This is a genomic window from Syntrophaceae bacterium (genome assembly GCA_013177825.1).
In the GTDB taxonomy this organism is placed as follows: domain Bacteria; phylum Desulfobacterota; class Syntrophia; order Syntrophales; family PHBD01; genus PHBD01.
The window spans coordinates 367991-389943 of record JABLXX010000002.1 but is presented as its reverse complement, the minus strand read 5'-3'; the positions used below and the strand labels follow the sequence as shown (position 1 = coordinate 389943).

The following is a 21953-nucleotide window of genomic DNA, read 5'->3' as shown; positions in this document are numbered from 1 at the left end:
CTGAAGAAACAGCGAGCAGGCGCTTTATAAATCGACAAGACCATTCCGCTGCAACAGAAGCGCTGAATCGTCTGTTGATCAGAAAATGCTTTTCTGGAATTCGGTTATCAGTGACAGGGGGGTGCTTCTCCGAACGCCGTGCAAGCAGGAGAATACCATCGGGGATGCACCCTAAACATCATTCATGGGCATTGCAATGCCTGTTGATCAATTGAACAATGCAAAGAAAATGTAGGTATGTCCTCATATTGGCATTCCCGATATTCAACGAACCGAGTTATGTTTTTCCTCTCCCTTTCCCCGATTGACACCCAGCCCCCCATTTCCTATAGTGGCCCCGCACTTCAATGATCCCACCAAGGAGGGTTCCCGTGAGCGATGACGTGCAGGCCTGTCTGGTCCCGACCCCTTTCATCAACAGCGATCATCCGGCGGTGCGGAAGTTCGCGCTGGATGCGGCCGGAGACGCCGCAACCGAGAAAGACAAGGCCGTCCGCCTCTTCTATGCGGTCCGGGACGGGATCCGTTACGATCCCTACCGGATCGTCCTCTCCGTCGAGGGGATGCGGGCGAGCACGACCCTGGAGAAGGGGTACGGGTACTGCGTCGTGAAGGCGGTCCTCCTGGCGGCATGCGCCCGGGTCCACGGGATTCCCGGCCGCATCGGCCTCGCCGACGTCCGGAACCACCTGACCACGGAGCGCCTCAAGGACCTCATGAAGACGGACCTCTTCACCGGCCACGGCTACTCGGAGCTCTACCTGGGCGGCCGCTGGATCAAGGCCACCCCGACGTTCAACATGGACCTCTGCGACCGCTTCGGCGTGAAGCCCCTCGACTTCGACGGCGTCCACGACGCCCTCCTGCACCCCTACGATCAGAAAGGGAACCGCCACATGGAGTATGTCCAGGACCACGGTTCCTTTAACGACGTGCCCCTGGAGATGATCAAGGAGTCCTTCCGGGTCTATTACCCGACCTTCTTCAAGCCCGACGGCAGCCCCGCCATCGGGGGAGACTTCGAGCGGGAGGCCGTCGAAGACCGGGCGTCCCGGGCGGCCGGCAAATAAGAGCCATGACCGGAGACCCGCTTCCGACCTGGAATCTCCACACCACGCGGGACTACCATCTCCAGGACCTGACGACCCTCGGCTGGGAGTGGACCGTCTGCAACAGCCTCGCCCATCCCGAGAGCCTCTGCCGCACGGTCCTCGTACGCCCCGATTCCTACGGGAATCTCCTTCGCCATTTTCTGGAACGCCATTTCGACCTGGGCCGGGTGCAGCGGATTCTCGAGGTCGGCGGGGGATACGGCGTCCTGAAGCGGGATTTCCTGGCGGACCGTCCGGAATGGTCGTCCCTCTGCATTGACCTGTCGCCGGTGCTTCTTGAGAAGCAAAGGGAGGCGCTGGCGGGATTCCCCGCGGACTTCCGGCAGGAGGATTTCCTGGAGACGCCGCCGGAGATCCTGGCGGGATTCGGCCTGGCCCTCCTGAACGAGAACCTGGGGGATTTCCCCGTGGTCCTGGACGTGCCGCGGGAAATTGAAGACACGGCTCGATGGCTGCAGCCGGAAACGGGGTCTGTCTCCGACCGCCTGATGGAGCGGGTGTTTCGCTTCTTTATGCACTACGGCTTGGAAGCGCCGGAAGGCCCTCCGTTCCCCTTCAACCTCGGGGCCTGCGAGGCCCTGGAGAAGCTCTGCCTGGCGGGCGTTCCGACGATTTTCCTGAGCGAGCACAGCTGCGAGGCCCGCGTGCCGGAGGAACTGGCCGGGCTGATCCGCGTCTCCGCCCCGGGCCGGCCGGAGCGGATCCCCCTGAAAGGCCACGACGAGTTCACCATTAAATTTTCGCACCTGGAGGCCATCGCCCGGTATCACGGCTACCGGGTCCGCCGCGGTCCCCTGGCGGACTTCCTGTCCGTGGCCTGGACGGACCGCCTCCGGGCGATCCTGCGCGCCCCGGCGGCGCGGAGCGACGAGGAAGAAGTCCTCCGGCATTTCCTGGAGGACCTGTACCAGTACGAGTATCTGATGCTCCAGAAGGGAGCGGAATTGATTCCGTCCCCCTGAAGTGCCGCAAACGGAGGCCGATTTGAAATCCGCCCCCGTTTGCGAGGCATGAGACAAACCATGAGCAACACCGAAGAGATTGAATGCAAACGCTGCGGCAAGTGCTGCCTCGCCGACATGCTCGACTATGCCGCCGATGAGGAAAAGGAGCACTGGCAGAGGGAGGGCCGTGACGACATCCTCCGGATCATCGAGCAGCACCATGGCGTTTGGATGGGTGACCACATCGTCTCGGCGGACAACGGCCACACGTTCCGGGGCTGCCCCTTCCTGGAATGGGAAAACGGCCTCACCCGCTGCGCCATCTACGAAACCCGCCCGCGGGTCTGCCGGGAGTTCCGGCCCGGCTCCTCGGAGATCTGTCCCCAGTTCAAACCGGATAAACAGGAAGGATGAGCCTTTTGACCTCGACGGAGACGACAGACTGCCACGTCCTGATGATCGGTTCCGGCGGTGCCGGGGTCCGGGCGGCTATCGAGGCGTCCCGGTACGGCGATACCGTGCTGCTGTCGAAGGCCATCGCCGGCAAGGGCGGCTGCACCCCCATGGCCGAAGGGGGGTACAATGCGGTCCTCCGGGCGCAGGACTCCGTTTAGGCCCACCTCCGGGAGACCCTCGAGAGCGGCGCCTTCCTGAACGATCCGATCCTGGCGCGGACGCTGGTTCAAAACGCCCCGGAGCGCCTCCGGGACCTGCTCCGCCGGGGGGCCGTCTTCGACGTCACGGAGGAAGGCGAGGTTGCCCAGCGCTTTTTCGGCGGGCAGAAGTTCCCCCGGACCTGCTATGCCGGCGACCGCACAGGCCACGAAATTATGACGACCCTTATGGAATGGCTCCGCTCGACCCCGGTCCGGGTTTTTCACGAGACGTCCGTCATCGCCCTCCTGAAAAGCGGCGATGCCGTGACGGGAGCCATAGCCCTCGACCGCAGCGGCGGCCTCCTCCTGTTCCGGGCCGACAGCGTGATCCTGGCGGCGGGCGGGGGCGCGAAAATCTACGCCTCTTCGACGAATTCGGCGAGCGGCACAGGTGAGGGCTACGCCCTGGGCTACGAGGCCGGGGCGGAGCTGATCGACATGGAGATGGTGCAGTTCCACCCCACCGGCGCCGTCCATCCCCCCGACGCAAAGGGAAGGCTGATCACGGAGGCGGCCCGGGGCGAGGGAGGGATCCTGCTTAACCGGTTGGGAGAGCGCTTCATGGTGCGCTACGACCCCGTGCGCATGGAGCTTGCCCCCCGGGATGTCCTGTCCCGGGCGATTGTCACGGAAATCCGGGAGGGAAGAGGGACGGCAAACGGCGGCGTGTATCTCGATCTCACCCGCCTGGCGCCGGCGGTGATTGAAGAGCGCCTGCCCGTGATGCTGGAGCAGTGCCTCCGCTTCGGCGTGGACATCCGGCGCGGGCCCGTGGAGTTCGCGCCGGCGGCGCACCATGTCATGGGCGGACTCAGGATCGATCCCCTGACCTGCCGGACGACCGTCGAGGGGCTCTACGCCTGCGGCGAGACGGCGGGCGGCGTCCATGGGGCAAACCGCCTTGGGGGAAACGCCCTCGCCGAGACCCAGGTCTTCGGGACCATCGCCGGTGAGGCGGCGGGACGGGCAAAGCCCAGGGCCTCCTCCATCCCGGAAAAGCAGGTGGACAGGGAACGGAGAAGGCTGGAGGCCTTCCGGACGGGTGACGCAAATCCTTATGCCTTGCTCAAGAGACTCCACGAGATCATGGGGGAAGGCGCCGGGATCTTTCGGAATGAGGCCGGCCTGAAGAAGGCGCTCCTGGAGATCGACCGGATTTCCCGCGCGCGGCTCCGCGCCGCGGCGCCCCGGAACCTGGCCGACTGCTGCTCCGTCCGGAACGCCTGCACGACGGCCATGCTCGTCTGCCGGGCCGCCCTCCTGAGGGGGGAATCCCGGGGAGCGCACATGCGAACGGACGCCGCACCCCCGCAGAACGAAGAGCGGTCGCCCTTCGGACACACCTTCCTTTCGCTGTCCCGGGAGGGAATCGAGAGGAGGGACCGGTCATGAAATCCATCCGCCTCACGATCTCCCGGTTCGACCCGGAGTTGGACGACCGCCCGCGGCTCGAATCCTACACCGTGGAGATTCACGAGGGTGCGCGGGTCCTCCACGCGATCCAGGCCGTCCGCGACGAGATCGACCCGACCCTCTCCTACCGCCATTCCTGCAACGTGGGACAGTGCGGAAGCTGCGCCATCCGGGTGAACGGCAAGCCCGTCATGGCGTGCAAGGAGGAGGCGACCGGCGGCATGGTCGTAGAGCCGCTCCGGCTGCCGGTGGTCAAGGACCTTATCACGGACCTGGAGCCGCTTCTGGAATCCGTCGCCCCGTTCGTACCCCGCGGCGAGGCGGACCCGCCGACCCGGGTGGAGACCGAATCCATCAAGCCGCTCCGCAACTGCCTCCAGTGCTTCACCTGCGTCTCCGTCTGCCCGATGCTGGACGTGGCGGAATTCGCCGGACCGACGGCCATGCGACAGAAGATGCGCCTCGCCCTCGATCCTCGGGACGCCGGGGACCGCATCCCCGAGGCCGTGGAGGCCGGGCTTTTTCACTGCACCTCCTGCCAGGCCTGCCGGATCGCCTGCCCCGAGGAGATCGCGACCCCCGCCCTGGCGATCGAGAAATTGCGCGCCCTGGCCGTCGAGCGGGGCTATACGTTTCCGAAGCACCTCGAATTCGCCCGGCTCGTCCGGGAGACCGGCCGGAGCATCGAACTCCCGGGCCCCCGGTTCCTGGAGCGCGTCTCCGGCGTGGTCGAGCCGGTGACCGCCGCCCGCTGTACCGTCGCCCTCTTCACGGGCTGCCTGTACGACCTGGTGATGCCCGAGACCGCCTTCGACGCCGTGGAGGTCATGCGGCGCAACGGAATCCGGGTGGTCATCCCGAAAGACCAGGTCTGCTGCGGCTCGCCGCTGATCCGGACGGGACAGACCGGCCTGGTGGCGGGCCTGAAGGAAAAGAACATCGGGATCTTCTCAAGGCTCAGCGTCGACGCGGTCGTCACCCTGTGCGCCGGCTGCGGGACCACGCTGAAAAACGATTACGAGACGCCCTTCGAGGTCCTGGACATCACGCAGATCCTGGTGCGGCAGGGAATAGAGCCCCCGGCCCGGCTGCCCCTCACGGTCACGTACCACGATCCCTGCCACCTGCTCCACGGCCAGGGAATCCGGGAAGAGCCGAGGGCGCTGATCCGGCAGGCAGCGGAGCTCGTAGAGATGCCCGCCTGGTGCTGCGGCTCCGGGGGCGGTGTCCGGGCCGCGTTTCCCGGGGAGGCGAAGGCCCTGGCCCTGCAGCGGAGGGATGAGATCGAAAAGACCGGCGCGGAATCGGTGGTCAGCGTCTGCCCCTTCTGCGAGTTTCACCTGGGCGAACACACGGGCATGCGGATTCAAAACGTCTGTACCCTACTGATGGAGGGATACCGGGAGAAGGACCGGTCCGGGCGGTCGGATGAATCATTGATGCTGAACCCTTTGATTTAAAAGGCGACTTGACTACCCTGATGGTTCTCGCGTAAATGCACTGACATCATGAACGGCACGGGCCCCCCAGAAACGAGCAACAGGTCTAGGCCGGAGCGCCCCGCACCCGAAACGCGCTCATGGTTTCGCAACGGCTCACCGCCCTGATCACAGCGCTGAACCTGCTCCGGATCAGCCTCAGCATGTACCCTCCAGGCCACGTGAGGATCCAGGAGGCCACGGACCAGGCCTGCGACCTCGTCCAGAAATCACTTCAGGGCAGGATGGAACCCACTTTTGTCATTGACGGGCCCATGATGGCATGGGGTTAAATTCCGCTCGATCCGAACAACTCATCCGTCCGGGAATATATCGGGACGATCGGTTCGTTCCGCGTGGTGTCGTTCACCCTGCTGGCGGGACTGAAAAAGGGAGATCTCGTCGAATTCCACAAGTTCCTCTCCCAGAAACCGTCGGATGTCTGGCTGAAAATGACGGTGAGCCGCGCCGTTTCCCAGGCGGGAATCACGGGAATCCGGGTCAAATCGCTGGACGCGGACGACTTCCAGATCACGGACGAACGGGAGATCTTCTTCACGCCGGAGAACAAGGACGGGAAGGCGGAAGAACAGGATCTCCCCCACCCTGATTCTCCTGATGCAGAAGATGACGACCGTTCACCGGCAGGAGATGGCGGCCGGAGGCGCCGCCCCCGAGGAGGACTTCACCGTGGGGAGCGTCCGGGATCTGATCAAGCGGGAGGTGACGGAGACGCTCCTGCAGTTCAAGGATCCCTTGGCGCTGGACCTCCTGCGGGAAGGCCTTCAAAGAGACAACTGGGAAGAAAAGATGGATGTGGTGAGCCTGATCGGCGCGCATCGGGCATGGGACCTGATCGGCGACGTGATGGCGCTCGTGAAAACGCTTGTCATCCGGGAAGAAGACATCGTCCATAACGAGCGGATCATCCGGGAAATCGCCGCAACCGGCGACCCGGCGGTGATCCCCCACCTGCATCATCTCGCAAGGATTCGCTGGAGCTTTTCACCCCGAAGGATGGCCCGGATGAGACGCCTCATCCGGGAGCTGCTCCCTTCGGCTTCATAGGAAGAGACAGGCCGCAGAACCGGCTCCGGTCCGGATGCCGGAAACCGGCACGAGACACGAGTCATCAACACTCTGGAGGGAAGGACCCGTGGCGACGTACCAGGAATCGATCAGCGACGCCATCACGCAACGGACAACGGCCATCCAGAATGCCGGCATCTATCCCGGGGACCATCCCCTGGTCCTCACCCATATCCGGGACGCCCACGAACAACTGAAACACCTGATGAGCATCCGGCTGGACACCACGATCCTCCTCCTGGGGGAACATCTTACCGTGGACAACCGGCCCCTCCTCCTGGCAGGAGCGACGGAATCCGCGCTCATCCGCATCCTCAGGAAACGGTCCATTGAGCGGATCACCTTTCTCCGGGGACTCCCCTTCGCCCAACTGGAGGCATTCGTGCGCAACCTCTCGGATCCGGAGGCCGTGTCCATTCACTCCATGCCCTAGATCCGCATCGGGAAGATCAAGCTGAAAGAAACCGATAAGGAGCGCGAGGAGGTGGACGATGGAACCGGCATTGTGTCGTCCGAACTGAACCTCGACGAATTCGTCGACCTGGAGATCGAGACCCCGGACCAGCTCGTGCGCAACGTCTACCGCAGCATCGCCAGGGGAAGCAACCTGGACATGGACCGGGTGGACGACATGGTCGTCAATTTCATGGACGGCCTCCGCAAGGAGGTCAACCCTCTGAAGCTCCTTTCGGAACTCAAATCCAACGACGAGTATACCTTCACCCATACGGCGAATGTGGGGATCCTGACCATGTACCTTGCGGAATACGTGGGGTTCAAGGCCCCTCACCTGAAAAACATCGGCGTTGCCGCCACCCTGCACGACATCGGCAAGATCAGCACTCCGGAAGAAATCCTCATGAAACCGGGGAGCCTGACGACGGAGGAACGGGCCGTCATGGAAAACCACACCATCAAAGGGGCCATGTACCTGATGAACATCAAAGGGGTGACCAACCTTGCCGTCCTGGCCGCCATGGAGCACCACATCAAGTTCGACGGCACCGGATATCCCAAGCTGCGGCAAAACTGGGAGACGAACATCGTCAGCCAGATGATCTCCATCGCCGACGTCTTTGACGCCCTGCGGACCAGCCGTCCCTACCGCGACGCAATGCCCCAGGAAAAGATCGAGGAGATTCTCACTAAGGAGAAGGGAACCTCTTTCAATCCCTACCTGGTTGATCGCTTCCTTGAACTGGTCCGGAAACCGGTGGAGTGACGCAGGATCTTGTCATGCACCATCTTCGGGAGGAAATGGCGGTCCGCCTTCCCTTGCCGCGTTGCAGGCGGCAATCCGGTTCTTCACCCCGCAGGTCACAAGATAATAGCCGATGGACAGGGCGAGGACGATGGCGGCGATCCCGACCAGGGTCATGCCGGAGGCTTCCTTCACGTCCAGAACGATCACCTTCCGGGCCACCGCGATGATTGCCAGCATCAGGACGACTTCCAGGTGCACCGGTTCGGCGGAGAGGTAACTCTTGAGGGTGTGGATGAGCTCCAGCCCGATGAGAACCAGGAGAAACATGCCGAAGATCTCCAGGAGTTCGTCGATCTCCAGGAGGAAAAGGGGCGGAGTGAAAATGTCCCTGGCCAGGAGCCAGGCCACCTCGATGGTCGCCAGGAAGACGGTCAGGGCCATCATGCCGATGAGGGCATAAACCGTAGCTTTCTCGAACTGTTTCAGTGTCTTCACGGGAGCCTCCGCATCAGCCGTTCATGCGCAGGTAGCGGTGGATATAGGCGGCGACCTGCTCCTTCGGCTCGAAGATCCCGAAGTGCCCCTCGCAGAGGATGTCCGGCTCCAGGGCCAGGATCTTCTTCATGGAGGCCCGCCAGTCGTTGATGTTGGAGCGGAAGGCCGACATGAAGGGGCCATGGATGTCCTGCCCGAAGAGGACCCGCTTCCCGTTCCGGTCGAGCCATACCACGATGGAACCGGGCGTGTGACCCGGCGTGTGAAGGCAGTGCAACTCCTCGCCGCCGAAGGTCAGGACCTCTTCCTCCCCCTTGAGCCGCCGGTCGACCCGGGTGGGCGGAAAGTCTGTCTCGTACCAGTTGGCCGCCGTCCGGACAGGGTCCCCCGCCTCGAGCGCCTCCGTGTCCAGTTCGTGGATGAGGATCTTGCAGTTGAATTGGTCGCGGAAGAAGGGCGCCGACCCGATGTGGTCGATGTGGCAGTGGGTCAGGATAAGGGTGGAAATGGCTTTGGGATCCAGTCCTGCCTGCTCGATGTTCCGCTGGAGGACTTTGGAACTGCCGCCGGCCCCGGAGTCGATCATGACCAACTCGCCGTGGAAATCGATGACGAAGACTGCGGCGTCGTCGGACCGGGAGACGTCCGGGCCCCCCACGAGCCAGATCCCGTCCCAGATGGTTTCCGCTCTGCCCATGGCCCTCCTCCTTCCGTTCAGCGGCCCGTCCGCAGGGTCGCCGAGGCCTCGGAAAAGCCCGCCCCGGCCCCCGGCCCGTCCGGCTTGGCGTTTTTCGCGGGCATCTTGACGATGTTCACTCCCCGGACCTTCACGGCCATATCCGCCGCCTTCGTCCGCACTTCGTAAACCGGACCCGCCTCTTCCAGCTGGAGATCGCCGACGGGAGAGGAACTCGCGTACACCATGATTTTTTCCTCTCCGAAGGGCGGAACCACTTCGAGCTGGAATTTGTCGTTGCCCGAGGGGATCTCATAGATCACGCCGCCCTGGAAATAGTTATCCGTCCGGTAGGGATTCGGCAGCAGCTGGAGCACCTGTCCCTTGGTATCGCAATAGATCACCCGGGCGAAGAACGGCCGGTTTCCCTTGAGGAAGATCCGGATCTGTTCCGCTTGCCGGTATGTCTTCTTGTCCGTCCAGACGCGGACGTTCAGGGGAGCGCCCGGATCATCCACCACGGAGGGCTTTGCAGTGAACCGATCCATGGCCTTCGTGTCGGGAAGGATCTCGGCCTTGACCTTGATCCGGAAGCACTCGCCGGTTTTGGGGTCGGTGTACCAGGTCCGCTGGAGCTCCTGGAGGATCCGGACGGTGCCGTTGGCATAGGCCTCCAGGAGGTCCTTCAGGACGGTTGCGTCTTCGACTCTGGTCTCGCTTTTCACGTACGTCGCGGCGTATTCGAGGGCCTGCCGCCGGGCGTTGGCCAGTGCGTCGTCTTCCGTGGTCTTCCGGGACTTGTCGTACCCCATGCAGGAGTACCCCTCCGCCTCGGTGATGGCGGACGAGGCGGCGAACGCCGGAGGGATGCACGCCAGAAGCAGAATGAACATAAACAGGAAGGCCCTTTTCATAATGTTCTCCTTATTATGCAAAATTGCACTGGAGTGATCCGATCAGATCCTGCACGCCCTTCATGCCGTGCCGATGCAGATAGGCTTCGATCCCGTCGATCACGTCCAGGGTTGTCCCGGGATTCACGAACTGCCCCGTCCCCACCTGGACGGCCCGGGCCCCGGCGATGAGGAATTCCAGGGCGCTCGCCGCGTCGACGATGCCCCCGACGCCGATGACGGGAACCTTCACCCGGCCGGCGACCTGCCAGACCATGCGCACCGCCACTGGCCGGACGGCCGGCCCGGAGAGCCCGCCGGTAACGTTCGCGAGATGGGGGACGCGGCGCTCCACGTCGATGGACATGCCCAGGAGGGTGTTGATGAGCGACAGGGCGTGGGCTCCGGCGGATTCCGAGGCCAGGGCGATCTCGACGATGTCCGTCACGTTGGGAGTGAGCTTCACGATCACCGGCAGGTCCGTGCTGCCCCGGACCGCCGCCGTCACCTCTGCAGCCGACTCCGGCCGGGCCCCGAAGGCGATCCCGCCCTTCTTCACGTTGGGGCAGGAGATGTTCACCTCCAGGGCATGGACGCCGCCGGCCCGGCTCAGGATCTCCGCCACGGCGGCGTACTCGTCGACGGCCTCTCCGAAGATGTTGGCAATCACCGGGACATCGAACTGCTTGAGATAAGGCAGCTTTTCCGAGACGAACGCCCGGACGCCCACGTTCTGCAGGCCCACGGCATTAAGCATCCCCGCGGGCGACTCCATGATCCGGGGAGGCGGGTTGCCGGTCCGGGGCAGAAGGGAGATGCCCTTGGTGACGACGGCCCCCAGGCGGTTCAGGTCCGCGAACGGGGCGTACTCCTCCCCGTACCCGAAGGTGCCCGACGCGGGCATGACCGGGTTTTTCAGGGTCAGGCCTCCGATCGAAACGGCGAGGGATGGAGGGTTACCGCCAGTCGAGTTCATGGATGTCGAAAACCGGTCCTTCCTTGCAAGCCCGTGCGTATACGAGGGAGTCTTCTCCGCTCCGGACGGCGACGGCACATCCCAGGCAGGCTCCGAGCCCGCAGGCCATGCGCTCCTCCACGGAGACCTGGCAGGAAACGGGCGACTCCCGGAGCATGTCCGCAAGACACGCAAGCATCGGCCGGGGACCGCAGGCGTAAACGGCCGTCTCTCCGGGAGGGAACAACGGAAGATCCCGGCCGAGGGGGTCCGTCACGATGCCGCAGGCCCCGCAGGTGCCGTCGTCCGTCGTGACGACGACCCGCGAACACAGAGCCTCCATCCGCTCCAGCCCGACCAGGGCCTCGGAGCAGCGGGCGCCGGCGTAGCAGACGATCTCCCTTCCCGCCGGCACGGCGGGCAGACTTCGGCAGTGTTCCGCCAGGAAGGTCAGCGGGGCGATGCCGATACCGCCGGAGACAAGTACGATTGTTTGGAGTTCCGGGGCAATGCGGAATCCCCGGCCCAGGGGTCCCAGGACCTGCAGTTCCCCGCCCGTATGGAGCCCCGCCAGAAGGGCCGTGCCCTTCCCGGCCACCCGGTAAAGGAGCTCCAGGCGAGCCCCGCCCTCTTGCCGAGAAAAGCCATAGATGCTGAGGGGCCGGGCCAGGAGGGGATCCGTCCGTCCGGGTATCCGCACCATGACGAACTGCCCGGGAAACGGGTCGGTGAAAGAATCCGGAAGCTCCAGGATCAGGTGGAAATGGCCCGGCGCCGTCTTCCGGTTCGACAGCACCCGTCCCGCAACGTTTCGCTCCGCTTCCTCTAGGTTTCGGCCCACCATCTCGCTTCCGTCTGATTTCTTGAACGATCCTGTATGCTTGAAAAGTCCGCTTCTTTTCTCACAGGAAACCGGCAAATGCAACGCCAAATCCGCCCGGAACCTCTCTCAGGAAGCGTTCCACTCCATGAGCACCGCGTCTTCGCCGGTCTCGGGATAATAACCGCGCCGGATTCCGGTCCGGCGAAATCCCCATTTCCGGTATAGCCCGATGGCCGCCTCGTTGCTTCTCCGCACTTCCAGCATGATGCGCGTCACGTCTTCCCGCCGGCAGATATCCAGCATCCCCTCCATCAGGCGGTCGGCGATGCCGGAGCGCCGGAGGTCCTGCCGGACGGCGATCCGCTGGAGCTGGCCCTCGCCGGCGACAACCCAGAAGAACAGGTATCCGCAGACGATGGTCCCCGCCCCGTCCGCTGCACGAACCGCCATCCCCCTGGAGATGCCGAGTTCCAGTTCGCGGCGGAAAAGCTCCAGAGACCAGGGTGTCGGGAAGCAGGCCTGCTCAATGTCCAGGATCTCCTCCAGATCCGCTTCCATCACCGGCGAATTCTCGATGGGCACGTTCATCCGGAACTCCGGTTCAGACGATCTGTAGCAGCTCCAGGAATAGGACTGCCGCCAGGTAGAGGGCGCAGAACACGTGAAGCGCCCGTTTCTGCGAGAAGGCCTTCAGGGCGGCGGCGATTCCCACGACAGGAAACAGGAAATAGGTAAACTGCAGGGCGGTGCGAACGGGCGTGGAAAGGTGCGCCAGGAGCCATTCCAGCAGGGGAACGCCCACCGCCAGCAGGACGGCAATGAGCCCGACCGACAGCAGCCAGTAGCGCCCGAGAGCCCGCCAATGCAGCCGGGAAACGGCCCTGAGGTCGCCCTCCTCCCCGGCCGTCACGGCCTGCCGCGCCAGCCTTTCGTTCAGCATGACAAGGACATGCTCCCCTTTCTGGGACAGGTAGGCGACGGGGAGAAACAGAAGGAGGGAAAGGGCGACGGCTTCCCGCGGGACGCCTCCGGACGAAACGGGGTTGGTCAGGATGACGGACGAAACGGCCAGAATGGTTACGATGGTCTCATTGGGCGGGATGTAGGTTCCGATGGGCAGGTGGTCGATCCAGAAGAGCTCCATCAGAGCCCCGACGAGCAGCCCCGTCGTAAAATCCCCCAGCATCCAGCCCGCAAGGGTCCCCGCCACGACGGGACGCGAGATCATGGCCTGGAGAACGATCCGGTCCAGGCACATCGATCCGCCGGTCACGGCAATGAGAAGGATTTTCCAGTGCACGGGTCCCTCCGGAGGGCATCCACAAATCGGAAAGGAGGCGCTAGGGGGTCTCGTTGCCGAGGATGTCCCGGATGTCGACGGGTTTTTCCCTCGGAACGCGGCGGACATCCACGTGGACGCCATCCCGCACGAGTTCCCGAATGGCGGAAAGATCCTCTTCCCCCAGCAAAACGGAGGGAGCGCACTGATGGATGCATTCCTCGTTGTGGATGTTTCCGATGTTCAGGCGCTCGAAGTGGAATCCGCCATGATACGCCCGCAGGGCATCCTTCAGGGAAGAGAACAGGATGATCGCCTTGCGTTTGCTCTCGACCCGCTCCATGTTTCGCGGAAATTCATCGACGCTGCTGATCAGGGTTTCGATGTCGCGGGGGACGGACATCTTGATGACGGTCTCCCGGAAGAAGTCGCTCGCCACGTGGTCGTCGACGACGATGATGCAATTGGCCCGGGCAAAGGGAACCCATGCCTCGATGATCTGGCCGTGGACCAGACGGTTGTCGATTCTCACCAGGACGATGTCCATGTCCGGAAACCCGTCATGTGCTGACTTTCCTGTTCAGGATCTCACTGGCCAGGGAGATGTTGTTCCTCCCGTAATCCTTGATGAAACAGGAGAAATCCTTCAGGCTCATGGTCTCGCGGATATCGGCGAGCTTCAGCATCATCGGGAGGTTGACGCCGGTGACGACCTCCACCTTCCCGTCTTTCATGAAGGAGAGGGAGATGTTGGAAGGGGTGCCGCCGAAGAGGTCCGTCATGATCAGGACCCCTTTGCCCTGGTCGAGTTTCTTGATGGCGGTACTGATCTCCTTCTTGATCTCTTCGACGCCCTTGCTCTGGTCGATGGGGATGTGAAGGACGCCCTTCATGGGACCTTTGATCATTTCTGCGGCCTTGATCAGCTCCTTGCCGAGGTCGCCATGGGTTGTAATCAGCACGCCGATCATGTTGCACTCCCATTGGGTTATATCGGGGCGCTACGCTAATGGATTCACCCGCTGTTGTCAAGGCCTAACGGCCCTCCAAATCCCCCTTGACAGAGCCGCGTTTTTCAACGTAGAAGCTCGTGTTTTCGCGGTTCTTCACGTGCATCCCCGCGGCCTTTCAGGTCGGGGACAGCGCCACCCGCAACACGTTGATTCAGCAAGGAGATACGCATGAATCCGGAGGTATTTCGGGAATACGACGTCAGGGGCCTGGTAGACAGGGACCTGGATCCAGCATTCGTCCAGGAGCTTGGGCAGGCCATCGGGACCTTCGCCCGGCAGCGGGGGGTCCGGACGATGACCCTGGGCCGGGACTGCCGGCTCAGCTCCGAATCTTATGCCGGAGCGATGGCCCGGGGAATCCTCGGCACCGGCATCGACGTCATCGACGTGGGCCTATGTGCGACGCCCATCCTTTATTACTCCATCCGCCACCTGAAAACGGACGGCGGCATCATGGTCACCGGAAGCCACAACCCTCCGGAATTCAACGGATTCAAGATCTGTGTCGGTCCCGATACGATTTACGGGGACGACATTCAGGAACTGCGCCGCATCATGGAGCGGGGCCGATACGACCGGGGAGAAGGCCGTGCGACGACCGGGGACGTTGCGGGGGCATACGAGGATCATCTCTTCGGAAGCGTGGCGGTCCGGAAAGGCATCTCCGTGGTTGTCGACGGGGGAAACGGCGTGGGGGGCCTCTTCGCCCTGCCCCTGTTCCGCCGGCTGGGATGCCGCGTTACGGACATCCACTGCGAGCCCGACGGGCGGTTCCCGAACCACTTCCCCGATCCGACGGTGCCGGAAAACCTGCGGGACCTGATTTCCCTCGTGAAAAGGGAAGGCGCCGATCTCGGCATTGCCTTCGACGGGGACGCAGACCGCATCGGAGCCGTCACCGACGACGGTCGGATCCTGTGGGGAGACGAGCTCCTGCTCCTCTTTTCCCGTTTCATCCTCAAAGAGAACCCCGGTGCGGCGATCATCGGCGAGGTGAAATGCTCCCAGAACCTCTATGACGACATCGCCCGGCACGGCGGGCGGCCCATCATGTGGAAGGCCGGCCATTCCCTGATCAAGGGCAAAATGAAGGAGGAAAAGGCCTTGCTGGCGGGGGAAATGAGCGGCCACCTGTTCTTCGCGGATCGCTACTTCGGTTATGACGACGCCATCTATGCGGCGGCCCGGCTCCTGGAGATCGTCTCCTCCGCCGGCGCCTCCCTGAGCGCCCTCCTGGCGGACGTGCCGAAGACCTTCACCACGCCGGAGATCCGCGTGGACTGCCCTGACGAACTCAAGTTCAGGGTCGTCGAAAAAGTGAAGGCCCGCTTCGCCGAAACCTACAAGGTCATCGACATCGACGGCGTGCGGATCCCCTTCGCCGACGGCTGGGGCCTCATCCGGGCCTCCAATACGCAGCCGGTCCTGGTTCTGCGCTTCGAGGCGGCGACGGAAGACCGCCTCCGGGAAATCCGGTCCCTGATCGAGGGAACGCTCGAAGAAGTGAAGCGAACCATGTCCTGACACCACCCAAAACGGCAAAAGGGGTGGACGGATTTCAAATCCGCACCCCCTCTTGCCGGATGGCACTTCGCCCGCTCAAGTCGCCAGGTTGTACGCCGCCGGGTCCAGCGGCGAACCGGCCGGGAACATCCTTGCTCCCAGTTCCTTGTCCAGCATGAAGAGTCCTTCCTTCGTGTGGCCGATCATCTCGATCTGACGGAGGACCTTTTCCGCCGTCGCCTCTTCCTCCACCTGCTCCTTCGTGAACCAGTTCAGAAGCGTGTCGGAGGCGTAATCGCTCTCCGCCCGGGCCGTTTTGACAATCCCGTGGATCTTGCCGGTGATGAACTGCTCATGGGCCAGGGTATCCTGCCAGACCTCAAGAACGGACGGCCAGGATGTCTTGATCTGCTTGAGGTCCTGGAGCTTGACCGCTCCGCCGCGGTCCAGGATGTGGTCCATGAACTTCATCGCATGGATCATTTCCTCGTGGGCCTGGCAGCGCATCCAGTGGGCCATCCCGTCCAGGTTCTGGCTGTGGAAATAAGCCGCCATGGACAGGTAAATGTAGTATGACTCCAGTTCATGCCGGATCTGCTCGTTCATCGCCTGGTGCACTTTCTTGCCGATCATTGCGGGGCCTCCTTTTTTTTTACTCGTTTTTTCTCATTCGAAACCGTCCGGGCCGGACTCCTCCCCCTGTTTTTTCATGCCGGATTAACATAAGCGGCGGCCGGGAATTGTCAATGTTCCCTCCCTCCTCCTCCGCCGAAAATTGTCTTGACTTGGCGCGCCGATCTTGGCTAAACACCAGGGTCTTCGGACAGGACCCTTCCATTGAATCTGAAAGGAGAAACCATGGCAAAATATGAGTCACAAGCGTTGAGGAATGTTGCCGTTGCGGGGCACGGAGGAACGGGCAAGACGACGCTCTGCGAGTCTTTCCTCTTCGTATCCGGCAAGACGGAGCGCCTCGGCCGCGTGGACGACGGGAGCTCATCCATGGACTTCGAGCCGGAGGAGCACAAACGGCGCAGTTCCATCAACACCGCGGTGAATTTCTTCGAGTGGGACAAACACAAAGTGAACCTGCTCGACTCCCCGGGGGACTCCAATTTTGCCTATGACATGGTGGGTTGCCTGGCCCATGCCGACGCGGCCCTGGTGGTCATCGACGCCGTCAGCGGCGTCGAATTCCAGACGATCAAGGCCTGGGAATACGCCGACGAGTATGCACTGCCCAGGATCGCCGTCATCAACCGGATGGATCGCGAACGGGCGGATTTCGCAAAGGCCGTCGAGAGCATCCGTGCGAAACTCGGCCGGAAAGTCACCTCCCTGATGCTGCCCATCGGCACGGAGGCGTCCTTCAAGGGCGTCGTGGACCTGGTGGCGGGAAAGGCCTTCCTCTTTGACGAAGGGAAAGGGACCTTCAAACCGGCGGAGGTTCCCGCCGACATGGCCGCCCAGGTGGAAAAATACCGGGGCAGCATGGTGGAAGACATCGCCGAGACGGACGAGGCCCTCATGGACAAGTACCTGGAAGCTGGAGAACTCAGCGCAGAGGAACTCCAGCGGGGACTCCGGAAGGGCGTGCTCTCCGGGTCCATGATCCCGGTCGTCTGCACATCCGCCCTCAAGAACATCGGCACCGCCCTCCTGATGGACCTGATGGTCCGGCTGTTCCCATCACCCCTGGACCGGGGTGCGATGACGGGAACGAAACCCGGAACGGAGGAGCCGGAGGAAAGAACGCCGGAATTGACCTCTCCCTTCACGGCACGGGTATTCAAGACCATCGCCGACCCCTATGCCGGCCGGGTCACGATCTTCCGCGTCTATTCGGGAACGGTGACCTCCGACGCTACGTTCTTCAACCCGACCCGGAAGAGCACGGAACGCTTTGGAAACATCTTCTTCCTCGAAGGCAAAACCCAGAAACCCACGGAAGACCCCCTCGTACCGGGCGACATCGCAGCCGTCACGAAGCTCAAGGAGACCCTGACGGGAGACACCCTCTGCCTCGAGAAATCCCCTTTCATCCTGCCGCGGATTACCCCGCCGCCGGCGGTCATGTCTTTTGCCATCGAGCCCAAGTCCCGGGGTGACGAGGAAAAGATCGTGTCGTCCATCAACCGGCTCATCGAAGAAGACCCGACCCTTACCTACCGCCGGGACGACCAGACCAAGGAGATGATTCTCTCCGGAACGGGCCAGGTCCACATCGAGGTCACCGTCGAAAAAATGAAGCGGAAGTTTGGCGTTGAGGTCATCCTCAAGACCCCCAAAGTTCCCTATAAAGAAACGATCAAGAAGCCAAGGATGGGCATCCAGGGACGGTACAAGAAGCAGTCCGGAGGGCGCGGTCAGTTCGGCGATGTCTGGCTGGACGTGGAGCCCCTTCCCCGCGGAGGCGGCTTCGAGTTTGCCGACAAGATCGTCGGCGGCGTCGTGCCCCAGCAGTACAGGCCCGCCGTTGAGAAGGGCATCATCGAGGCCATGGAGGAAGGGGTCCTGGCAGGCTATCCGACGGTGGATCTAAAGGTCGCCCTCGTGGACGGCTCGTACCACACGGTGGACTCGTCGGAAATGGCCTTCAAGATCGCCGGGTCCATGGGATTCAAGAAGGCCGTCCTCGAGTGTCAACCCACCCTGCTGGAGCCTATCGTCAACATCGACATCGAGATCCCCGACGAATACATGGGCGACATCATCGGCGACCTGAACTCCCGCCGCGGCCGCGTCCTCGGAATGGAATCGAGGGGATCGAACCAGATCGTCAAGGCCAGCGTACCTCTCGCGGAAATCCTGAAGTACGCCCCGGACCTGCGCTCCATGACGAGCGGCCGGGGAACCTTCACCTACGAATTCTCGCACTATGAGGAAGTCCCGGCACAGATCGCCGAGAAGGTGATCGCCGAGGCGAAGAAGGAAAAGGAAGCAGCGGAGAAGTGATCATTCGGACCGGCGTCATCACAATGAGTGACAAAGGATCGAGAGGCGAACGCGAGGATCTGAGCGGACCCGAGGTGGCCCGCCTGCTCGCGGGGATCGGCTGCCGGATCGAGCGAACGGTCATCGTGCCCGACGAGACGGAGAAGATCAAGGAGGCCCTGATCCGCTTCGCCGATGAGGACAGGCTGGACCTGATCGTCACGACCGGCGGGACGGGGGTGAGCCCCCGGGACGTGACGCCGGATGCGACGCTCGCGGTGATCCACAAGGAGATCCCCGGCATGGCGGAGGCCATGCGCCGGGCCAGTGCGGCAAAGACCCCCCACGCCATGATTTCCCGTGCCGTGGTCGGCATCCGGGGCGCCTCGCTGATCGTCAACCTCCCCGGCAGTCCCCGGGGTGCCCGGGAAAATCTCGAGGTGCTTCTGCCGGCCCTTCCCCACGCCGTGGAGAAAATCAAGGGAGACGAGACGGAATGCGGCTCCGCATGACGCGGAGCATCCTCTCCGCGTGGCTCCCGGCCCAGAAGATCCGTCCGCAGCGCCCGCATCTCCGGAAGGCCGCCTGCGTTTCGAAAATGTAGGCGGGAACCAAGCCTTCCACGGTGCTCTTTTCCACTTCCGACAGGGTCTCGTTGCAGTCCAGGCAGCGCCCCAGGACGGCGCGAGCGTCGAAAGACAGATCGAGGGAGGACACCGTCTCCGCAAGCTGCTCCTCCCAGCGATCCGCCGCAATCAGGATCAACCGACCCCGGAACGGCCGGGCCGCCAGTCTGCGGCTTTTCGTGACTGCAATCCGGTCTTCCAGGAGCGCTCTTCGCAGCAAATAGCGGTCCGCGCGGCCCTCATGGATCGCCGTGTCGCACCCCAGGGCCCGCAGCCAGCGGGCCAGTTTCCCGAGATTCCCATCGACAATCAGTTTCACAGCGCCGCCCGCCGCCACACCCGCACCTCCTGAAAGGGAAGAGATTTCCAATCCGTCTTCCCTTGTGCTATATTCCCCCTCCATCATGGGCGGGAGCCCTTCAACGGGGGGGAATCACATGGAATCTGGGCAGGATATTTTTTACTTTTCGTACGGTGTGAACATGAACGAGGCGGATGTCCGTCGGTGGTGCCGGGAAAACAACCAGCCCTACCCGCTGGGACCGGTTTTCGCCCGGGCCTACCTGCCGGACTCGCAGATCGTTTTCAACCTTCCCTCTCCCGTCCGGGAGGGCGGTTCCCTCAACATCCGCCACCGGCTCGGCCAGGCCACCCCGGGTGTCTTATACCACATGACGCCCGAGGGCTGGAAGATCATGGACCGGAGGGTAAGCGCCCCCCGGGACTACAAGCATCTCGACGTCGTCGCCCTGACGGAGGACGGGCGGGAGCATTCCGCCGTCACATACCAGGTCGACACCTCCCTGACGGAGGGCGGATTCGTCAAGCCCACGGCGGAGTACGTCGGGATCGTCAAGGAGGGGCTTGCCGCACACGGATTCACCGATCTCATGCTCCGGCCGGTTTCCCAAGGGAAGGAGCCCCCGTGGTATATCGACAAGCTCTTCGTATACGGCACCCTGATGGAAGGAGAGGTCCGGCACCACATCCTGGAGCACTGGTGCGACCACCGGGCGGGCATGCGGGCAAAGGCCCCTGGAGTCATCTACAAAAGCGAGAAGGGTTTCCCGGCCATGTTCCCAGCGGAACGCGAGGGACAGGAGGTTCAGGGTGAGCTTTACCCCCTGGTGGACCTGAAAAAGGCCTTCGAGATGCTGGACATCGTCGAGACCGTCCGGCGTTACGGCTCCACCGGCTCTCTCTTCCGGCGCGCCATCATCAGGGTCCGGGCCGAGGACGGAAACTCCTATGCGGCCTGGGCGTACCTGTACGATGGAACTCCGGGAGGCATGAAACCGATCCCCTCGGGCAACTGGCTGGACGTACCGCACGAGAGGCTGCCGGAGGACTAGGCCGAACCTCGGGAGCCGGTCCGCAGCAGCACTGGCAGCCGCCCGAGTCTTCACGGCCATTCCAGCTGCATGTCTCCATCCGCTCCCAGGCGGATCAGCACCCCGCCCCCCCTTCGCCCCATGGCGGCGTTGACGACCAGGGTTCGTCCCATCCGCTCCGCACCGGCCGCTTCATGGATGTGCCCGCATATGAGAAGACGCGGCTCCGTTTGCCGGACAAAATCGCGAAGGCCTGGTGAACCGGCGTGCAGCAAACCGAAGGCCCGGTCGAGGACGCCCAGCGGCGGGGGATGGGCGACCAGGACCGTCTCCCGGCGGACCCGCAGCTTCAGCTCCGTGAGTTCGCGGTCTTCCCGAAAGGAGATCCGGGTGCGGAAGGGAACGGGAATCGTGCCGCTGATCCCGGCGAAAGGGACGCCCCCGGTCACGACTTCGCTCCGGTGGAGGGAACGGATATTCCGGTATCCCGCCACATCCCCGTCAAAATCGGGAGGATCCATGTTTCCGCGGACGACCAGAACCGGAATGGAAAGCGCATTCAGCCGCTCCAGAACAAGCGCGGCGTTCCGGCGGGTCGCCACGTCACCGGCGGCGACAAGGATATCCGGCTTCCGCTCCCGAACGACGGCTTCGATTCGCTCCAGGTTTTCCTTTCTCCCATGAACATCCGCCACAGCATACAGAATCATCGTCCTCTCCTTTTTCCCCCTCCGTCAACAGCCGGGGCCTTGCGTTCCCGTTCTGGTGATGAAGCGCTTTCTTCCTCTACCCGAAATGCCCCCGCCTCCGCAACGGGAAGCCGCCGATGCCGGCCCGCGCCTTGCTCCGCCTCGTCGGGACCGCGGGGACGGCAGGCCTTTTCGCTGGTATTACTCTTTATTATTCTTCTTCTCCCTGCCTTTCTCGTTTCCTGCGGAGACGCGGAACGGCTGCCGCGGCTCGATTCCGGCAAGACGATCCTGGCCTTCGGCGACAGCCTCACCGCCGGCAACGGGGCGGACCCCGGACAGAGCTACCCGGAAATCCTGGAGGGACTCCTGAAGATTCGGGTCATCCGGTCCGGTGTCCCGGGCGAGGTATCTGCGGAAGGACTCCGGAGGCTCCCCACCGTCCTCGCTGAAATAAAACCGGACCTGGTGATTCTTTGTCACGGCGGAAACGACTTGCTCCGGAGGATGGATACCCGCGAGACGGCACGGAATCTGCGCGCCATGATCTCCCTGATCCGGGAAAAAAAGGCGGCGGTGGTCCTGCTGGCCGTTCCGGCGCCGGGGCCTTTCCTGAATCCGCCCGCCCTGTACCGGGAAATCGCCGACGAGATGAAAATTCCCCTGGAGGAGCGAGTGCTGAAGGACGTCCTGTCCGACGGCAGCCTCAAGGGGGACCTGATCCACCCCAACGGAAAAGGATATGCGAAGGTCGCCGGCGCCGTAGTGCAGCTTTTCCGGAAGCACGGCGCCGTTCCTTGAATGTTTTCGACATTTTTCCGTTGACGACTCCGGCCTGCC

Annotated in this window: 25 protein-coding genes and 2 pseudogenes; 14 read left to right on the top strand and 13 right to left on the bottom strand. The window is 63.0% G+C overall.

The features are described from left to right. Window positions 1-347 precede the first annotated feature (347 nt). From HPY65_06550 to HPY65_06525, 6 genes and pseudogenes are all read left to right on the top strand, one after another. A complete protein-coding gene (locus HPY65_06550; GenBank protein ID NPU84130.1) occupies window positions 348-1070 on the top strand; it encodes a transglutaminase family protein in 723 nt (240 codons plus the stop codon). Between the two features lie 340 nt (window positions 1071-1410). Next, window positions 1411-1530, top strand: a pseudogene (locus HPY65_06545) (AIM24 family protein). A 604-nt stretch (window positions 1531-2134) separates the two neighbouring features. Then, window positions 2135-2470: a YkgJ family cysteine cluster protein gene (locus tag HPY65_06540; protein ID NPU84129.1), complete on the top strand. Its 336-nt coding sequence runs from the start codon at window positions 2135-2137 to the stop codon at window positions 2468-2470. Then, a pseudogene (locus HPY65_06535) lies at window positions 2467-4104 on the top strand (FAD-binding protein). The gene HPY65_06540 and the pseudogene HPY65_06535 overlap by 4 nt, the downstream one beginning before the upstream one ends. Continuing rightward, window positions 4101-5585 (top strand): succinate dehydrogenase/fumarate reductase iron-sulfur subunit, encoded by a 1485-nt coding sequence (locus HPY65_06530; GenBank protein ID NPU84128.1) that lies wholly within the window; start codon window positions 4101-4103, stop codon window positions 5583-5585. The pseudogene HPY65_06535 and the gene HPY65_06530 overlap by 4 nt, the downstream one beginning before the upstream one ends. A 119-nt stretch (window positions 5586-5704) precedes the next feature. After that, the gene (locus tag HPY65_06525; protein ID NPU84127.1) at window positions 5705-5896 is read left to right on the top strand and encodes a hypothetical protein; all 192 of its coding nucleotides are present in this window, start codon (window positions 5705-5707) and stop codon (window positions 5894-5896) included. 21 nt (window positions 5897-5917) lie between these two features. Here the strand turns inward: HPY65_06525 and HPY65_06520 are convergent, their stop codons facing one another. After that, entirely contained in the window at window positions 5918-6208 is a 291-nt protein-coding gene (locus tag HPY65_06520; protein ID NPU84126.1) for a hypothetical protein, read from the bottom strand. 13 nt (window positions 6209-6221) lie between these two features. On the opposite strand from HPY65_06520, the gene HPY65_06515 reads away from it, so the two are divergent. From HPY65_06515 to HPY65_06505, 3 genes are all read left to right on the top strand, one after another. Beyond that, window positions 6222-6671 carry a hypothetical protein gene (locus tag HPY65_06515; GenBank protein NPU84125.1) on the top strand — a complete coding sequence of 150 codons (450 nt, stop codon included), beginning with the start codon at window positions 6222-6224 and terminating at the stop codon, window positions 6669-6671. 88 nt (window positions 6672-6759) lie between these two features. Continuing rightward, complete coding sequence (locus tag HPY65_06510) at window positions 6760-7125, top strand: hypothetical protein (protein ID NPU84124.1); 366 nt, start codon at window positions 6760-6762, stop codon at window positions 7123-7125. Between the two features lie 51 nt (window positions 7126-7176). Beyond that, entirely contained in the window at window positions 7177-7914 is a 738-nt protein-coding gene (locus tag HPY65_06505; protein ID NPU84123.1) for an HD domain-containing protein, read from the top strand. A gap of 12 nt (window positions 7915-7926) precedes the next feature. On the opposite strand, the gene HPY65_06500 is transcribed toward HPY65_06505, so the two are convergent. The 9 genes from HPY65_06500 to HPY65_06460 form a co-directional block, all read right to left on the bottom strand. Then, window positions 7927-8340, bottom strand: a complete 414-nt coding sequence (locus tag HPY65_06500) for a phosphate-starvation-inducible PsiE family protein (GenBank protein NPU84122.1) — start codon at window positions 8338-8340, stop codon at window positions 7927-7929. Window positions 8341-8404: 64 nt separating this feature from the next. Then, window positions 8405-9088, bottom strand: a complete 684-nt coding sequence (locus HPY65_06495) for an MBL fold metallo-hydrolase (GenBank protein ID NPU84121.1) — start codon at window positions 9086-9088, stop codon at window positions 8405-8407. Window positions 9089-9105: 17 nt separating this feature from the next. After that, entirely contained in the window at window positions 9106-9981 is an 876-nt protein-coding gene (locus HPY65_06490) for a DUF4384 domain-containing protein (GenBank protein NPU84120.1), read from the bottom strand. Window positions 9982-9994: 13 nt separating this feature from the next. Next, window positions 9995-10936, bottom strand: coding sequence for a dihydroorotate dehydrogenase (locus tag HPY65_06485; protein NPU84119.1), 942 nt, complete (start codon window positions 10934-10936; stop codon window positions 9995-9997). After that, window positions 10917-11759, bottom strand: coding sequence for a dihydroorotate dehydrogenase electron transfer subunit (locus HPY65_06480; GenBank protein NPU84118.1), 843 nt, complete (start codon window positions 11757-11759; stop codon window positions 10917-10919). The genes HPY65_06485 and HPY65_06480 overlap by 20 nt, the downstream gene beginning before the upstream one ends. 105 nt (window positions 11760-11864) lie before the next feature. Continuing rightward, complete coding sequence (gene rimI / locus HPY65_06475; protein NPU84117.1) at window positions 11865-12326, bottom strand: ribosomal protein S18-alanine N-acetyltransferase; 462 nt, start codon at window positions 12324-12326, stop codon at window positions 11865-11867. 13 nt (window positions 12327-12339) lie between these two features. Next, on the bottom strand, window positions 12340-13038 hold the full coding sequence (locus HPY65_06470) for a hypothetical protein (protein NPU84116.1): 699 nt from the start codon (window positions 13036-13038) through the stop codon (window positions 12340-12342). A gap of 40 nt (window positions 13039-13078) precedes the next feature. Then, window positions 13079-13564: a PTS sugar transporter subunit IIB gene (locus HPY65_06465; protein NPU84115.1), complete on the bottom strand. Its 486-nt coding sequence runs from the start codon at window positions 13562-13564 to the stop codon at window positions 13079-13081. Window positions 13565-13577: 13 nt separating this feature from the next. Then, entirely contained in the window at window positions 13578-13988 is a 411-nt protein-coding gene (locus HPY65_06460) for a PTS sugar transporter subunit IIA (protein NPU84114.1), read from the bottom strand. 210 nt (window positions 13989-14198) lie between these two features. Between HPY65_06460 and HPY65_06455 the strand changes: the two genes are divergently transcribed. Further along, on the top strand, window positions 14199-15554 hold the full coding sequence (locus HPY65_06455; GenBank protein ID NPU84113.1) for a phosphomannomutase/phosphoglucomutase: 1356 nt from the start codon (window positions 14199-14201) through the stop codon (window positions 15552-15554). 75 nt (window positions 15555-15629) lie between these two features. Here HPY65_06455 and HPY65_06450 read toward each other — a convergent pair whose 3' ends face one another. Beyond that, window positions 15630-16166: a ferritin gene (locus HPY65_06450; GenBank protein NPU84112.1), complete on the bottom strand. Its 537-nt coding sequence runs from the start codon at window positions 16164-16166 to the stop codon at window positions 15630-15632. 225 nt (window positions 16167-16391) lie between these two features. On the opposite strand from HPY65_06450, the gene fusA reads away from it, so the two are divergent. Further along, window positions 16392-18488 (top strand): elongation factor G, encoded by a 2097-nt coding sequence (gene fusA / locus HPY65_06445; GenBank protein NPU84111.1) that lies wholly within the window; start codon window positions 16392-16394, stop codon window positions 18486-18488. Window positions 18489-18490: 2 nt separating this feature from the next. Next, window positions 18491-18979: a MogA/MoaB family molybdenum cofactor biosynthesis protein gene (locus HPY65_06440; protein ID NPU84110.1), complete on the top strand. Its 489-nt coding sequence runs from the start codon at window positions 18491-18493 to the stop codon at window positions 18977-18979. Here the strand turns inward: HPY65_06440 and HPY65_06435 are convergent. Next, the gene (locus tag HPY65_06435; GenBank protein ID NPU84109.1) at window positions 18945-19463 is read right to left on the bottom strand and encodes a hypothetical protein; all 519 of its coding nucleotides are present in this window, start codon (window positions 19461-19463) and stop codon (window positions 18945-18947) included. The genes HPY65_06440 and HPY65_06435 overlap by 35 nt on opposite strands. Before the next feature lie 67 nt (window positions 19464-19530). Here HPY65_06435 and HPY65_06430 point away from each other — a divergent pair, with 67 nt between their 5' ends. Continuing rightward, window positions 19531-20445 (top strand): hypothetical protein, encoded by a 915-nt coding sequence (locus HPY65_06430; protein ID NPU84108.1) that lies wholly within the window; start codon window positions 19531-19533, stop codon window positions 20443-20445. A 50-nt stretch (window positions 20446-20495) separates the two neighbouring features. Here HPY65_06430 and HPY65_06425 read toward each other — a convergent pair whose 3' ends face one another. Then, entirely contained in the window at window positions 20496-21134 is a 639-nt protein-coding gene (locus tag HPY65_06425) for a hypothetical protein (protein ID NPU84107.1), read from the bottom strand. Between the two features lie 39 nt (window positions 21135-21173). Between HPY65_06425 and HPY65_06420 the strand changes: the two genes are divergently transcribed. Beyond that, window positions 21174-21914: an arylesterase gene (locus HPY65_06420; protein NPU84106.1), complete on the top strand. Its 741-nt coding sequence runs from the start codon at window positions 21174-21176 to the stop codon at window positions 21912-21914. The last annotated feature ends 39 nt before the right edge of the window (window positions 21915-21953 follow it).